Annotated in this window: 11 protein-coding genes; 6 read left to right on the forward strand and 5 right to left on the reverse strand. The window is 48.7% G+C overall.

Annotated elements, in window-relative coordinates:
- Positions 1-123: 123 nt before the first annotated feature.
- Positions 124-990 (reverse strand): mechanosensitive ion channel family protein, encoded by an 867-nt coding sequence (locus ACLR2L_RS00670; RefSeq protein ID WP_413364791.1) that lies wholly within the window; start codon positions 988-990, stop codon positions 124-126.
- A complete protein-coding gene (locus ACLR2L_RS00675; protein WP_413364793.1) occupies positions 987-1256 on the reverse strand; it encodes a hypothetical protein in 270 nt (89 codons plus the stop codon). The genes ACLR2L_RS00670 and ACLR2L_RS00675 overlap by 4 nt, the downstream gene beginning before the upstream one ends.
- Before the next feature lie 180 nt (positions 1257-1436).
- Here ACLR2L_RS00675 and ACLR2L_RS00680 point away from each other — a divergent pair, with 180 nt between their 5' ends.
- On the forward strand, positions 1437-2777 hold the full coding sequence (locus ACLR2L_RS00680) for a magnesium transporter (protein WP_413364795.1): 1341 nt from the start codon (positions 1437-1439) through the stop codon (positions 2775-2777).
- A gap of 123 nt (positions 2778-2900) precedes the next feature.
- Here ACLR2L_RS00680 and ssb read toward each other — a convergent pair whose 3' ends face one another.
- Complete coding sequence (gene ssb / locus ACLR2L_RS00685; protein ID WP_413364797.1) at positions 2901-3467, reverse strand: single-stranded DNA-binding protein; 567 nt, start codon at positions 3465-3467, stop codon at positions 2901-2903.
- 474 nt (positions 3468-3941) lie between these two features.
- Here ssb and ACLR2L_RS00690 point away from each other — a divergent pair, with 474 nt between their 5' ends.
- The 5 genes from ACLR2L_RS00690 (at position 3942) to ACLR2L_RS00710 (ending at position 13753) form a co-directional block, all read left to right on the forward strand.
- Positions 3942-6578, forward strand: coding sequence for a TonB-dependent receptor (locus ACLR2L_RS00690; protein WP_413364800.1), 2637 nt, complete (start codon positions 3942-3944; stop codon positions 6576-6578).
- A 249-nt stretch (positions 6579-6827) separates the two neighbouring features.
- Positions 6828-9065 (forward strand): glycoside hydrolase family 2 TIM barrel-domain containing protein, encoded by a 2238-nt coding sequence (locus tag ACLR2L_RS00695; RefSeq protein WP_413364942.1) that lies wholly within the window; start codon positions 6828-6830, stop codon positions 9063-9065.
- Positions 9066-9087: 22 nt separating this feature from the next.
- Positions 9088-10110, forward strand: coding sequence for a UDP-glucose 4-epimerase GalE (gene galE, locus ACLR2L_RS00700; RefSeq protein WP_413364803.1), 1023 nt, complete (start codon positions 9088-9090; stop codon positions 10108-10110).
- A 4-nt stretch (positions 10111-10114) separates the two neighbouring features.
- Complete coding sequence (locus ACLR2L_RS00705) at positions 10115-12691, forward strand: cellulase family glycosylhydrolase (RefSeq protein WP_413364805.1); 2577 nt, start codon at positions 10115-10117, stop codon at positions 12689-12691.
- 369 nt (positions 12692-13060) lie between these two features.
- Positions 13061-13753, forward strand: coding sequence for a PEP-CTERM sorting domain-containing protein (locus ACLR2L_RS00710; protein WP_413364807.1), 693 nt, complete (start codon positions 13061-13063; stop codon positions 13751-13753).
- A 175-nt stretch (positions 13754-13928) separates the two neighbouring features.
- Here the strand turns inward: ACLR2L_RS00710 and ACLR2L_RS00715 are convergent, their stop codons facing one another.
- Together ACLR2L_RS00715 and ACLR2L_RS00720 are read right to left on the reverse strand one after the other, a co-directional pair.
- Positions 13929-14900 carry a class I SAM-dependent methyltransferase gene (locus ACLR2L_RS00715; RefSeq protein ID WP_413364809.1) on the reverse strand — a complete coding sequence of 324 codons (972 nt, stop codon included), beginning with the start codon at positions 14898-14900 and terminating at the stop codon, positions 13929-13931.
- A gap of 243 nt (positions 14901-15143) precedes the next feature.
- Positions 15144-15599: a hypothetical protein gene (locus ACLR2L_RS00720; protein ID WP_140958720.1), complete on the reverse strand. Its 456-nt coding sequence runs from the start codon at positions 15597-15599 to the stop codon at positions 15144-15146.
- Between the last annotated feature and the right edge of the window lie 300 nt (positions 15600-15899).

Raw genomic sequence — 15899 nt, forward strand, 5'->3', positions numbered from 1 at the left:
CATAAGCCGTTGTCACATAAGGCAGTTGCAATCGTGCAATTCTTACCAACTCTTCATCTTTGAGTGCTGATAGTCGGGCAGAGACTTGCTTAGTGCGTTTCTCTGCTGCCGTCATCTCAGTGGTTAATCCTTTGCCTCGTTATCCATTGGCTGCGCAGTACCATACTGCGTAGTGGTGTAGGTCTTCGTTAACAATTGATCGTTGGGAATACTCAAGCGCTTGCCTTCACTGTTTTCCACCAACGTATTCACCGTAGTAACCGCAACGATATAACCTGTAAAGCCATCAAATTCAATTTCGTCTCCCGGTTGTAACTGCTCCCGGGCATAAATACCTGACACAATACTGCTGGCAATGTCTTTGGTACCCAACCCCAGTGCCAGGGCCAGTGCTACACCAAGACTGGCGATTAACACCGTAAACACCACATTCAGAAGTGCGGTTTCCAGTTCCAGTTGCCCAATTACCAAAGAGAACGTAATAAACATTACCAGTAACTGCAATATCCGGCCTACCGCAGCACCGTATTCTACGCCAATGTTATTTAACGAGGTTTCTACCTGGGATTTGCCTGCTTTTGCAATGAACAAGCCCACTACGGTAATAAACAATGCACCTACCAACTTGGGTAAATACAGTACAAATTCATCCAATATCGCTGAGAACCGATCCAGGCCAAGGGTGTCCGCACCGGCCACCAGGATCACCAATACAAAAAACACATGTACCAGCTTGCCAACCAAATCAGATGGCAAGGTTTTTACGCCAATCGACTTTAATGCACTGGTTAGGGCGAGTTTGCGACACAAGCTATCGAAGCCCAGACGACTAATCAGTTTTGCCAACCAGCGCGTGGTGTATTTCGATACATAATATCCGCATACCACCACGAATAAGGTACCCAGGAAATTGGGTAGAAATCCTGCAATCTCGATCCAGAAGCGGGTAAGCGCCTGGCTGAACGACTCTGTCCATGCGTCTAAATTCATTCTGCTCCTCCAGTATGTTTATTATGTTTGTTATGTTGTTTTCTTGGCGGTAAAACGTGTTTTTGCATCTGCCGTCTGGCAGAATAAAGGGAAGCGCCAAAACCCAGAAAAACAACCCAAATCCAGCCTGTAAAGAGGCCGGCTACATCTTTTACAGCGGTAACCTTGTGCGATTTAGCCAGCACTTTACTCAAGGCGAGATCATGATTGGTCTCAGGCGAAGACGCCTGAAACAGGGCTTTTAGTTTCTCTTCATCCGTTGTCATTCTGGTTACTCATTTTATCAGGAAGGGCCGTTACCACACTTTACCGGTAAATGGCCTGTTCAGTAACAGGTATATTTCTGGTTAGACGCTACCGCGTTTCAATAAGTCACAAAATATGTGACTTTTTGTTTTTCAGACACGTCTATAAACCCAACTATATGAATATAGGAACAAATACACATGTCGGAGCCTCTCTCTAATTTAATTGGTGAAGTCATCCACTGCGCCGACTCCGAACAAAAGAGCGCCAACGTATCAGTGCTGCTGGCCCAGTCAGACGAATCGGAAACCGCATTACTGCTAGAGTCATTGCCTATCGATGACCGTTTAGCATTATGGGAAAACCTGCCGGTCAGCAAAAAGCTCGATGTACTCATTGAAATGCGTAGCGACCCTCGTGAGGTGCTTATTGAAGCTACCAGCAACGAAGAATGGGACAGCATATTCACCGATATCGACGCAGAAGACCTGCTGGAACTGGCAGACTCACTGTCTGGTGAGCTAACCGAGCGCGCTTATGCCGCGATGGATAAGGTGCAGCGCATGCACTTTGCCCAGGCCAATACCTACGAAGAAGAACAAATTGGACACTGGGTTACTCATGATTTCCTGGTGCTGCCGCTGAATGCAAAAGTGCGCGATGCGAACCGCTTGCTAAGACGTGAGATACCCCGTCACACCGACCTGATTTTCTTAGTCAATCGTTCGGGGCAGTTTTCCGAAGCCGTGGAAGTGGGCCAGATACATGCGCAACCAGAGCACATTCCTTTAGTAGACCTATCGCTGGATGACTTGCCAGTAGTAAGTGCTTCACAATCGTGTATTGAAGCCGCCATCGCCGTGCAAACGTCTGAATACGGTGCTCTGCCTGTGTTAGATGAACAGGCAAAGCTGGTTGGTCGGGTAGATGTCACCACAGCAGCAGAGCTAACCCACGAACACTACGAGCGACAGCTGATGGCCACTGCTGGTATGGACGAAGACGAAGACTTGTTTTCGCCGGTGCGAAAAAGCGCGAAGGGGCGGGCAATCTGGCTCGGTATTAACCTGCTAACCGCATTTCTGGCCAGTGCATTTATTGGTTTGTTTGAAGCCACATTGCAACAAGTGGTGGCACTTGCTGTGCTGATGCCGGTAGTTGCCAGTATGGGCGGCATTGCAGGGAGCCAAACGCTGACCCTGGTTATTCGTGGCTTGGCGCTCAATCAGGTGTCTGGCGCCAACATGCGGGCATTACTGGTTAAAGAGTTAAAGGTAGGCGGGCTCAATGGCGTGATTTGGGCCGTGATTATTGGCCTGGTAGCGATGATGTGGTTCCAACAGCCCTGGTTAGGTGCAGTGATTGGCATTGCGATTTTGGTGAACATAGTTGCCGCAGCATTATCCGGGGTACTGGTACCGGTTGTACTGGAAAAATTTAATATCGACCCGGCTTTATCTGGTTCGGTAATTTTAACAACCGTAACAGACATAGTAGGCTTTGTTGCCTTTTTGGGGTTGGGAACGGCGTTGCTGTTGTGAGGGATTTCCAGCAGATGTTTGCGTTAGTGGTTAGCCAGCAAAAAGTGCTCTGACACCAAAGCCAATACAAAAAGCCCCGAAAAACGGGGCTTTTTGTGTATTACACGCTGAATATTATTCGGCTTAGAACGGAATATCGTCGTCAAAGTCGAAATCAGGCTCTGCCATAGGAGGCGTTGACTGACCACCGCCTTGTGGGCGCTGCTGTGGCTGCTGATACCCGCCGCCCTGATTGCCCTGATTGCCGCCGTAGCCACCCTGGTTATTGCCATAACCCCCTTGCTGACCACCGCCTTGAGGACGCTGCTGATAACCGCCACTTTGGCCGCCTTGTCCACCCTGACCGCCCTGACTACCACCACCCAGCATTTGCATCTGGTCTACGATGATTTCAGTAGTGTAGCGATCCTGTCCTTGCTGATCCTGCCATTTACGGGTTTGCAATTTACCTTCAACGTAAATCTGCGAGCCTTTCTTCAGGTACTCACCGGCGATTTCGGCTAAACGGCGATACATCGTCAGACGGTGCCATTCAGTGCGCTCCTGGATCTGACCCTGCTGATCTTTCCAGCTTTCGCTGGTTGCGATGCTTAAATTGGCAACGGCGTTGCCGTTGGGCATGTAACGCACTTCCGGGTCGTTACCTAAATTACCGACCAGAATGACTTTGTTAACGCCTCGTGTTGCCATGGATGTCTCCTGTAAATCTGTTCTACGCTTTGAGCGTCTGTCGTGCTTAATTATGTTTAACGAAGCTTGCCAGTATAACCTATTTTTGCCAAGCGCTTTCCACTTTTCTTGCTGGGAATCACAACTCGCCCTTTTTACTCTGGTTGTGCTAAACAAAATGAAGTTTATCAGCATGCAAAGTGATTTAAACCTGAACCACAGTCCTGATACACCCACCACTTTCATCAAAATCGTTCACATTTGAACCACTCCACATAACTACAGGAAATCGTTTCACCATTTAAATATATGTAATATATGAGTATTTAAAAATATTTTGTAAATTACATCACTTTTTATGGAAAACGTTTTCCCTCCTATGTTATAAATATGTTATTGTTAGTGTGGCCGTTAACCTAAACATACGAATAATTAATAAACAGGTAACGACTGCATTTTTTGAAAAACGAGTCACTCTTGCCTTGGGAGTAAAATATGAAAACACCATTTAAACTGAGCCTTACCGCACTCGCATTAATTCAGGGATTAGGGTTGTCTGTGGCGCAAGCCCAGGAAGACACATCCGCGCAAGTACAGGAAGAAGAAACCGAAGTCATTACCGTTCGGGGTTTTGGCAGCACGCTTACTCGCTCCTTGCAACACAAGAAACTGGCAGACTCCACCGTTGAGATTATTTCAACGGATGATTTGGGCCAGTTGCCTGATGTAACCATTACCGATGCACTTGCCCGCTTACCCGGCGTAGCTGCCGATCGCGACCGCGGCAATCCAAGTATTCTGTCAATTCGCGGTCTGGGTCCACGCTTGAACCTGGCTACCATGAATGGCCGTGAAATCGTCAGTGGCGAGCCAAGCCGCAGCGTGCGCTATGAGCAATTTCCTGCAGAGCTGATTAGCTCAGTAGAAGTATACAAGAGCCCTATGGCCAACCAAACCGAAGGCGGTATTTCAGGTTTGGTAAACATGAATTTTGTTGAGCCTTTGTCGCGCGACGAAGGTCTGGTTACCATTAGTGCTCACGCTATGGATTACGTGTTGGGAGACGACATTCCCACCGCCGATGCCAGCGGCAAGCGCGGCAGCTTCAGCATTATTGAACCTATCTCCGACCGCTTTGGCTTTGCTTTTGGCGTAGCCTATCAGGATCAGCCATCTGTGCAGCGTGAAACGTCGTCTTACTCGTACAACAAATACGACTGGGACATGGGTGATGTAAACGAAAACGGTATTAAAGAAGCCGCGCCATGGGGCGGTAAATCTGCTACCAAAGGCGGCAACACCGAGCGTGTTGGCAGTATGGCTGTGATTCAGTGGTTACCTACCGATTCACTGCAAGTAAAATACAACCTGTTCTACTCTAAGTTCGACATCGAAGAGCGCGAAGATCAATTTTGGTTTGACGGCTGGGGCAACTGGCAGAATACCAGCGTATGGAACTACCAGAATTCTCAGTATGACACGCAAATTGAATCTACCGAAAACGGCGGCGAACAAATCACTTCTGGCGGTTTAATTTGGGCCAATCACTCAGCCAATAACGCCACCTGGTTCCAGCAAAACGAATTAGTCAGCACCGGGCTTAACCTGGAATGGCAGGGTGATGTGTGGCTGACCGCACTGGATGTAGGTTACTCAAACGCATCGATTGAATCGCGCTGGGTAAACGTAACCTCAACTTACAATGGCCCAACACCACTTGATGTTGGCTGGGATGTAAGCGGTGATCGCCTGGAGGTTGTCGCCAGTGAAGATATCGGCAACCCGGATTACTACACGCTGAATGGCATGACAGTTGACAACGACCGTATTCTCGACGACGAAATGCTGACCATCAAAGCAGACATGTCGCGCTTTGTAGACTGGGGCCATGCTACGCAGTTTAGTTTTGGTGTGCGTTGGTCTGATCGCGAAAAAGACAACGACGTAGTGACCTGGTGGCAGGGCGTAACCGACAGTTCGGTAAGCGGCTACGGCAGCAGCTACGCACTGGGCGGCGGCTTTGTATCGCCTGATCTTTACACAATCAATAACTGGCAATCTGTCGTAAATCAGGCGTTTGGAGGCATTGACAGCCGCAACGACTACGAACCACAAGCGCAGAACTTATTAAACTCGTGGAACGTGCAGGAAACCAACTCTGCGGCTTACGTTATGGTTAACCTGGACGGCGAACTGTTTGGTATTCCTTATACCGGTAACGCCGGTGTGCGCTATGTTCGCACAGAGTCTACGTCTGCCGGTTACCAAACCGAAGACGGCGTAACCATTGACCCAACGTCAGTAGATCACAGCTACAGCGAAATCCTGCCTTCACTTAACCTGCGTTTATCGGTAAGCGAAGACGCTCAGGTACGTGTTGGCCTGGCACGCACTATGTCTCGTCCGCCACTGGTAGAAATGCGCACCGGTTTCTGGCTGGATAACCAATCTCCAGTGAAAACAGCTTCGGGCGGTAACCCTAAACTGAACCCCTTTGTGGCTGATCAGATTGACTTAGGTTACGAGTACTTCTTTGCGGAAGACGCAGCACTGACATTCTCGTTGTTCTTTAAAGACCTGAAAACTCACGTGGGCAGCGCAACCGATACCATTACCTTTAACGGTGTTGAATATCAGTTCAGCGGTCCGGTGAACGGTGACGGCGGCCAAATCCGCGGTTTCGAAGTGTTATATCAGCAAGCGTTTACTATGTTGCCAGCGCCCTTTGACGGCCTGGGTATTTACTCAAACTACAGCTATACCGATAGCAACGTGACTGAGTTCGTACCGGAAGACAATCCACTGCCATTAGGTGGTTTGTCGAAGAACGTGGGTAGCCTCACGCTGTGGTACTACAAAGCCGGATTTGATGCCAAGGTATCCTACAACTACCGCAGCGCTTATACACGCGTAGGTAGCTGGGATCCAACGGAAATCACTACAACTCGCGGTGAAGCAACGGTTGATGCCAGTATCTCTTACGATGTTACCGACAACTTCAAAATCATGCTGCAGGGGCAAAACCTGACGAACGAAGTATCGCAAAGCTACTTCGATAACGACCCAAGCCGCATTGGTAGTTACATCGAATGGGGTAAGCGTTACCTGGTTGGTTTCCAATACGCTATGTAAGGAAAATCGCTGCCTGAGACCCACGGGCAGCGTGTTATGGCAGAATCTGACGTGTGTGCCAGATTCTGCCAGCTTTTATGCAATACCCATTCTGCCTTTTGATACAACGATTAGATAAACTGAGGTTACTTCGTGAACTATTTTGCTCGTACGGCATTGCTATTGAGCAATGTACTCTGGCTCAGCGCTTGCCAACCTAATCTGCCTTCAGACACCACTAAAACCAATAGCAGCGCGTCTGCGGTTGCGATAAGCCAAACGGAAAATTTTAACCTGCAATGGCAATTCACCAAAGCAGATGAAAACGGTCAGGCACCTGCCGATACGTGGCAAACCGTACAGCTTCCACACACCCCAAACCTTGAGCCCGAAGTGGTAAATAATCAGTGGCAAGGTATTGCATGGTATAAGAAAACCTTCGATGCGCCAGCCAACTGGCACAATAAAACCGTACTGGTGCGCTTCGAAGCCGCGATGAACGTGGCTACCGTGTGGTTGAACGACCAACCGCTTGGCGAGCACCTCGGTGGTTACCTGCCTTTCACACTGGACCTCACCCCTTACCTGCAGCCGGGTAGCAACACGCTAACCGTGAAACTGGACAATCAGGACAATCCCACTACGGGCCCGAAACCACTGGCATTACTGGATTTTAATACTTATGGCGGCTTGTATCGCGGCGTGAGTGTAATGGTGAAAGACCCGCTGCACATTACCGACGAGATCCTGGCCGATATCCCGGCAGGCGGCGGCATCTTCGTAACCTACCCACAGGTGAGTGAAGACGTATCTACCGTAAACATCAAAACCCACGTAGCTAACCAGACTGCAACCCAAGCTACCTTTACGCTGGTGCAAACACTGGAAAATAATGGGCAAACGCTTTCCCAGCAAACCCAATATTCGCTTGAACCCGGTCAGGCAGAACACATTGATCAGCAACTTACCGTTGAACACGCCAGGCTCTGGTCACCCGCTCACCCTAACCTGTATACCCTGACTACCGAGCTGCGCCGCAACAATGAATTGGTTGAACGCCAGCAGCGCAAAATCGGCATTCGCGAATTTGCCTTTAATGAACACCACGAACTGCTGATCAACGGTGAAAAAACCTTTCTGCGCGGCGTTAACCGTCATCAGGAATACCCTTTTGTAGGTTATGCCATTTCTCCGCAGGCCGATTACCGCGACGCGGTAAAAATTAAATCAGCCGGATTTGACTATGTGCGCCTGTCTCACTATCCGCACTCACCCGCTTTTATGCAAGCGGCAGATGAACTGGGTTTAGTGTTACTCAACGCCGTGCTAGGCTGGCAGTTTTATAATGCCGATCCGGCCTTCGAAGCGCATATTATCGACAGCTGCGCCGACCTCATACGCCGAGACCGCAATCACGCCAGCGTGATCGCCTGGGAATGCTCGTTAAACGAGTCGGATATGCCAGACGAGTTCATTGCAACACTGCACAACACGGTTAAAACCGAATACCCTGGTGCGTTTTCTGCCGGTTGGGAAAAGGGTTACGACATCTTCGTGCAGGCCCGCCAACACCGTTTGCAGCACTTCAGCACGCCAAACCAGCCATACATTGTGTCTGAATACGGTGACTGGGAATACTATGCGCAGAACGCCGGTTTGAACCAGGATGCCTGGGAAGGCCTGAAGGAAGAAGAGCGTACCAGTCGTCAGTTGCTCAACAGCGGTGAACAACGATTATTACAACAGGCGTTGAACCTGCAGGAAGCACACAACGATAACTTTACCGTACCCGCCTTTGCAGACGGCTACTGGGTAATGTTTGACTACAACCGCGGCTACGCTGACGACATTGAGTCATCAGGTATCATGAGTCTGTATCGTCAGCCCAAGTACAGTTATTACTTGTTCCAGAGCCAACGCTCGCCCGAAGAAGTCGATACTCGCTACACCAGCGGGCCCATGGTATTCATTGCCAGCGACTGGCAAGCTGATTCCAGCCCAACTGTGCGGGTATTCTCTAACGCCGAACAGGTTAAGCTGTATCTGAACGACACCCTGATTGCACAACAGAAGCCGGATATCGACGCACTTAGTTCACACCTGGCGCATCCACCGTTTACTTTTAAGCTGACTGGGTTTGAAGCGGGTACGTTGCGCGCAGAAGCGCTCATCGATAACCAGGTTGTTGCTACTCACAGAGTTACTACGGCGTCAGCCCCCACCCAAATCGCCTTGCGTATTGATGAAAGCGGTATGCCGGTTCAAGCAGGCGTGAAAGACGTGGTATTCGTGTACGCTCAATTGTTAGACGCCAATGGCAACCCGGCTTTCGTCAACAACATCGAACTTTCAGCCAGCAGTACTGGCGACATTACCATATTAAATCAAAGCCCTATTGCGACTGCCCGTGGTGAAGCTGCACTTTTAGTTGAAGCAGGTAAACAGTTAAGCGGCGCAACCATCACCGTTTCTGGCCCGGGACTCGCCGCGGCCACTTTCACGTTTTAACGATTCAGGAGCAATCTAAGGCATGCAAATTCTGGTCACTGGTGGTGCGGGCTATATCGGCACGCACACCTGTGTGGCCCTGCTTAACGCAGGCCACCAGGTCGTCGTTATCGACAATTTTAGCAATAGTCACCCACAGGCACTCAAACGCGTAGAAGCCATTACCGGCCAGTCTATTACCTGCTTCGAAGGCGATGTGGGCGACAAAGCACTGCTACAACGCGTGTTCAGCCAATATGACTTCGATGGCGTAATTCACTTCGCAGGATCCAAGGCGGTAGGTGAATCCGTTGAAAAACCACTGATGTACTACCGCAACAATGTGACTGCCAGTCAAACCTTGATTGAATGCATGCTGGAAGCCGACGTACAGGCGCTGGTATTCAGTTCTTCGGCAACGGTATACGGCGACCCGCATACGGTGCCAATTGACGAGTCGTTCCCATTAGCGCCAACCAACCCATATGGACGTAGTAAGTACATAGTTGAACTGGTGATGCAGGATACCTGTGTGGCCTTTGAGCGTTTCAGTGCCATTATTTTGCGTTACTTTAACCCCGTTGGCGCGCATCCGAGTGGCCTGATTGGGGAAGATTCCAATGGCATTCCGAACAACCTGATGCCCTTTATCGCTCAAGTAGCCTGCGGCAAACGCGAACAGTTATCGGTGTTCGGTAATGACTACCCAACCAGCGACGGCACCGGAGTACGTGATTACATTCACGTGTGTGACCTCGCGGAAGGGCACGTTGCAGCGCTGGAACAATTGGCTGCAAATCCAGGCTCGCATATCATTAACCTGGGCACCGGACAGGGTGTATCAGTGTTGGAAATGGTAAAGGCCTATGAGGCCGCCAGTGAGCGCGCTGTGCCCTACAAATTTGCCCCGCGTCGCCCAGGTGACGTCGCAAAATGCTATGCTAATGCCAATCGCGCCAAATCGTTACTGGGGTGGCAGGCCACACGGGAATTAACTGATATGGTGGCCTCAAGCTGGCACTGGCAATCAAACAACCCTAATGGCTACAAGGGTGACAAGGAGTAATACAATGTCGCTATCACGTCCACTTCTTCGCTACGCATTGCCGTTTCTGTGTGCAGTGCTGTTATCAGTTGCTCTGAATGCCGATGCGCGTGACGTTGTGGTTGAAAACGGCGAAATGCGCTGGCAGGACACTGGCGAACCTGTCGCCCTGTTTGGTGTGAATTACAGCGCACCGTTTGCCTACGGCTATCGCGCCATCAAGCGCCTTGGTATCGATCACAAAGCCGCTATCGACATGGATGTGGATCACATTGCTCGCCTGAGACTCGATGCCTACCGCATTCACGTGTGGGACAAAGTCATCAGCGATAAACAAGGCAACTTGCTGAACAATCACAATCTTGAGCTATTTGATTATCTGATCATGCGTTTACAAGAACGCGGCATAAAAGCCGTTATCACGCCGATTGCGTGGTGGGGCTCAGGTTATCCGGAGCCCGATCCGGCAGAACCTGGTTTTGCGGTTGGCTTCGGTAAGTCAGACATGAATGAAAAAGAACACTTAATTGCCGCTCAGGAACGCTATCTTAAGCAGTTTTTGCAGCACAAAAACCGCTATACCAATCGGTTAATTGGTACCGACCCAGATATCATTGCATTTGAACTGTTTAACGAACCCAAGCACCCTCAGCCTTCTGAGGACGCAAAGGCTTACGTTAACCGGTTAATCAACGCGGTACGTGCCGCGGGTGTAACCAAGCCATTGTTCTACAACATTGCCGAACAGGGCAACAATCAGCAATTTGCACAGGCCTTGTGTAACAGCAATATCGACGGCATTGCTTATCAGTGGTATCCCACAGGCTTACTGAAATACAGCGCGATGAATACCAATATGCTGCCCGCGGTTTCACGCTATACCGATCCATTTGCAGGCATTGAAGCCTGTGCTCCGAAAGCGCGAATGGTGTACGAATTTGACGCCGCCGACGTGGCGCATACGGTCATGTACCCCGCGATGGCGCGCAGCTTCAAACAAGCGGGCTTTCAGTGGGCCACGCAATTTGCTTACGATCCTGCGGTGATTGCCGACACCAACTCCGACTACAACACGCACTTTTTAAACCTGCTGTACACACCGGGTAAGGCGATAAGCCTGATGATTGCAGGCGAGGAATTTCGTGCACTGCCGGTTGATTACCAGGCTGCAGACTACCCGGCGAACAACCAGTTTGGCCATACGCAACTCAGCTACACCGACAACCTCGCCGTTTTCGACGATGGCAAGCAGTCCTATTACACCAACAGTACGAATACCAAACCCAAACAAGTAAGTACATTGGAACATATCGCCGGTGTTGGCAGCTCGCCGCTGGTGAATTACACCGGTAGTGGTGCGTATTTTCTGGACCGGCTGGACAATGGCGACTGGCGATTAGAGGTCTTTCCCGATGTGATCAACTTACAGGATGCGTATCAGTCCTCGAGTTTGCAACGCGAGGTAGGCCGGTTATACGTGCAGCATCGTGATATTCAGATTAACTTGCCAGACCTCGGTAGCCGCTATACAGCGGTTCGTATTGGTGGGACTGAAGCACAGCCCGCCCAACAAACCGTTCAGGCGAAAAGCGGACGCATTTCCGTGCAGCCCGGTATCTATGTGCTATCTGAAAAATCCAGCGTAAAGCCTATCGCAGACATCGATAATCGCTACTATTTACCCGCTATCCAAACTGCAGAGCCGGTGTTAATTCATCAGGCTGTGCGGCAGCATACATTGGGCGATACGTTAATGTTCCGCGTTAAAGTTGAGGGCATCAGTAGTAGTGCACAGGTTAACCTGTTAGTGAAATATCAGGGTTACAACGAATACATTGCTATGGCCATGTCATCTAACGGACAAGGCATATTTGAAACATCACTGCCCAAGGACGAAGCCTGGCAGCATCCGGGTAAGCTTGAATATGTCTTTACGGTAAACGACAGCGGACAAACCACAACGTTTCCGGGCAAAGTAGCAGGCAATCCACAGGACTGGGACCATGTAACAGCGGGTCAGTACCACACGGTGTTAATGCCGAAGCACTCACCCATTGTCGTGTTTGATCCGGCATTTGATCGCAGTGCGATAATAACCCCGCAACAAGCCATTGCCTGGCCAGCATCATCTGCTTCGGCAGAGGGTGAAAGTGTGTTGTTGGAGGTGTTTGAACCTCATCCTATGATGGGCGGCTCATTGCTACGCACAGAACTCCCCAAAAACCTGAGTCTGGCAACCCGTAATGTAACGGGCTACAACGCAATCGCATTGAGGGTTAGAGCAACGACACACAAAGACGTGTTATCGCTGGGCATCATTGCCAATGATGGCCTTGCGTATGGCGCCAGTGTTGCCATTACCGATGAATGGCAAACGTTGGTTATTCCGTTGAATGAATTAAAGCCGGTTGAAACAGTAATGCCGCGGGCTTACCCCATGTTTATGCCTGTTACTTTACCCGTGAATAATAAAGTAAGTGCGTTGGATTTAACTCAGTTATCGGGATTACAGCTTCAGTTACCAGCATCCCGTTCAAATCATCACGAACATCGCCGGGGCATTGAACTCGGTGAAATAGCCCTTGTGGCATTGAGCGAATAGAAAAAGCGAAGGGGGTCTTTACCCCCTTCACAATCTGCACAATCTAATCAATCCCCCTAAAATCCAGCTTTCCGGATTCCATATCACTGTATAGCCACCCCACGTTATTTAATAAATGTAAAAAGACTTTACTCACGTGATTAAGCACTAACAAAAACTGTCCATATTTTATACAGATCAAATTTTACACTACTCGTATTCCACAGTTATCCACTGATTTAATTAGATAATTTATTTTGGTTCATTTTTTGCTCAGGAAGTGAATGGACCAAAAGGTGTTCGAGTCCAATACGTCGTGTTCGTGAAATGGCAATGCGTATTTAATTACACGACTCAAATACAAAAAGTGATATTTAAAAGGAAAGTTAAATGAAAAAATTTACGCAATCAAAGCTACTTAACACGATTGCCGCCCTGACTTTACTGGCAGTTTCTGGCGCTGCCAACGCAGCAATTATCGTATTAGATTTTGAAGGTATTGGAAACCAGGCTGCCATTAACGACTTTTATAATGGCGGTACCGATAGCATGGGTAACTCGGGCACGAATTACGGTATTGCTTTTGGTAGTAATTCATTGGGTATTACTGACGCAGACGCAGGCGGTACCGGTAACATAGCCAATGAACCTTCCGGTGATGCCGTTATGTTTTTCTTAACCGGTACAGCAATACTCAACTACAACACAGGTTTTACGGACGGATTTTCATTTTTCTATTCTTCAGCAACAACAGCGTCTGTATTTGTTTATGACGGTTTGAATGCGACAGGCAATCTGCTGGCAACCCTCAATCTTAACGCTCAGTTTTCTGACAATTGTTCAGGGGACCCGAATGGTGGTTTCTGTAACTGGACTGCTGTAGGTGCTGGTTTCGCGGGTACCGCTTATTCGATTGACTTTGGCGGTACGGTAAACCAAATTGCCTACGATGATATTACTTTTGGTTCTGCAACCGCAGGTGGAGATAATACCGGCACAGTTCCAGCACCAGCAGGTCTGGCTTTGATAGGTCTTGGCCTGGCATTAATTGGCAAGAAACGTAGAGTTGCGATAAACGCATAATACTGTGTATGTTAAGGTGGCCACTTATCGATAATGGCAATTACTTAACCCAGAAGCCCGGCTTAGTTTCCGGGCTTTTTTATTCCCGGATGTCCAATATAAATACATGTATAGGAGTATAATATGCGTTCAACACAAGCAATTTCCTCCATTTTGCGTACAAAGAAAGTAAGTGCTATTTATACGCTTTAAACACAGCGTGATGCATATTTTCAGGATGTCCACGCTGTCCATAAGCGAAGTTGGCTATAAGCTCTACTCTACTAAACCCCGCATCCTCAATCATTGCTCTTAGGGCTGACAAGCTAAAACTCCACCAGGTAACATCGTTGTGCCCGCCATGGTACTGTATGTACTTTCTGCTGCCCATTACATCCAGGCCAGGATCATAAACATCCGAAATAATGGCGTACTCGGAACAGACTTTCGCAATGTTTTGCAGTGCTTTAACAGGATTATTCAAATGAATCAGAAAATCCCCGGAATGCACTACATCGAACATACCGAATGTCTCTGGTGACAGGTCGTACACATTACATATCACCCTCTCCACACTGGAATGGTAGGCCGCTTTGGCAATCGCAAAACCACGCCCAAATTTAATGCTGAGCTCTTCTTCAGTTGCCTTTGCCATTCTGGATGGTAAATAGTCGCAATCTGCGGGTCCTTCAACATCCAGTGCTAACACCTCACGAGCGCCACGCCTTTCGAATTCAAACGCCCAGAAACCGTCGAACGTTGCTACATCCAACACCCGCTTACCGTCAAGGCGTTCAGGCAGGCAGTAACGCGCTAATATAGGATTTTGATCGAATTGCCCGGGCGTACTTAGCCCGTCTTTAAAATGCAGTGTGTGATACCAGTAAGTACTGTTTATGTGCTCTTCAAGGGATCCCTGGTTCATTAACACAGGCTTAGAAGACGACTTTCCAACATCAGCAGCGTGTTTATCAACCATTTGTTTACGGCGCTTGCGCTGAATCGAGGCAGTGAGTTTTTTCCAAAGCGCGCCATCATAGGAAAAGCTGAAACCGGCACCGTATTTGTCGGCAGTAACACCCAGCGTAATGCCTAAAAAGCTGACTTTCCTGAATGGCATAGCAATCGCAACTCCGGCGAACAGTGATGAGGAAAATAGTAAAGCCATCGACATATCTTTACAACCAATTGTATAGGCTCTTAAACGACAGAAGAGACCTGGATAGTTTCTTCTGTGCCTTATAGTCGATGTACCAAATCAAAATCCGTTATTTGAGGCTTTCAGCAAAGAATGCCGCTAGCTCATTAAAAAGAATCTTGTCTAATTGACCGTGTAAAATGAACATTAAAACGACAAAGCCAAACACACTGCCGTTGCGAATAACCTACAAACGGAATGTCTCTGGATGAATTAAGCCGGTGGTACGAAGGATGCAGATCCCACTAAAACAGTATTCAAATGTCGCCGTGCACTTCGGTAATCGGCAAAGAAAATATCAGGGGTATGTTCAAGTCCGGCCTTTGAACGCATCGCATTTACCTGATGGCGAGCTATGGGTGAGCGCATAACGTAGGCTTCTGCTCTGCAGCCGCGATTAGCACAAGCCAGGAAGGATTCGGTTAATATTGCCAGCGCATCCGTAGTGGCAGCTTCGAAACTGTTGGAAATACTCATGTATGCCCAGGGCTGGCTCTCGAGTACGGAAACAAAATCAATAACGTCTCGCTTAAAATACTTCGCTAAGCGCACGCCACAAGGACCTTCAAACTGAGACACAAGGATATTGCCAATAATACGCAGCTTCACACTGCCGTATTTGTCGGAGTGAAATGAATCGTACAACTTCACTGCTGACGCTGTAGTCACTCACGTCTCCATGGATTGGGTAAAAAATTGCACATTGCGCATATAAGCACATCGCCACCGTCTTTGGTTATAGCGTTTCTTGTTCAACTATTCAACCGATTCTGCTCTTTCTAATCACAATGTATAACTATTGCACACAGTCAGAATAACCGGCGAGATATGCGAGACATCACGCGTTTCAATTGGTCCGCCTGGCACCAACACAGAAAGTGCAATTCCGGATAAACACAGTAATGCTGATAATGTCTTATACATTATTTCCTGCTCATTTCACAAAATGAGGCATGCCAAAGAAGAGGT

This window comes from Alteromonas sp. AMM-1 (genome assembly GCF_047290655.1).
In the GTDB taxonomy this organism is placed as follows: Bacteria; Pseudomonadota; Gammaproteobacteria; order Enterobacterales; family Alteromonadaceae; genus Alteromonas; species Alteromonas mangrovi.

Coding starts and splice junctions, on each gene's coding strand:
- ACLR2L_RS00670 (WP_413364791.1), bottom strand. CDS start 990: ATGAATTTAGACGCATGGACAGAGTCGTTCAGCCAGGCGCTTACCCGC.
- ACLR2L_RS00675 (WP_413364793.1), bottom strand. CDS start 1,256: ATGACAACGGATGAAGAGAAACTAAAAGCCCTGTTTCAGGCGTCTTCG.
- ACLR2L_RS00690 (WP_413364800.1), top strand. CDS start 3,942: ATGAAAACACCATTTAAACTGAGCCTTACCGCACTCGCATTAATTCAG.
- ACLR2L_RS00680 (WP_413364795.1), top strand. CDS start 1,437: ATGTCGGAGCCTCTCTCTAATTTAATTGGTGAAGTCATCCACTGCGCC.
- ACLR2L_RS00715 (WP_413364809.1), bottom strand. CDS start 14,900: ATGGCTTTACTATTTTCCTCATCACTGTTCGCCGGAGTTGCGATTGCT.
- ACLR2L_RS00705 (WP_413364805.1), top strand. CDS start 10,115: ATGTCGCTATCACGTCCACTTCTTCGCTACGCATTGCCGTTTCTGTGT.
- galE (WP_413364803.1), top strand. CDS start 9,088: ATGCAAATTCTGGTCACTGGTGGTGCGGGCTATATCGGCACGCACACC.
- ACLR2L_RS00710 (WP_413364807.1), top strand. CDS start 13,061: ATGAAAAAATTTACGCAATCAAAGCTACTTAACACGATTGCCGCCCTG.
- ssb (WP_413364797.1), bottom strand. CDS start 3,467: ATGGCAACACGAGGCGTTAACAAAGTCATTCTGGTCGGTAATTTAGGT.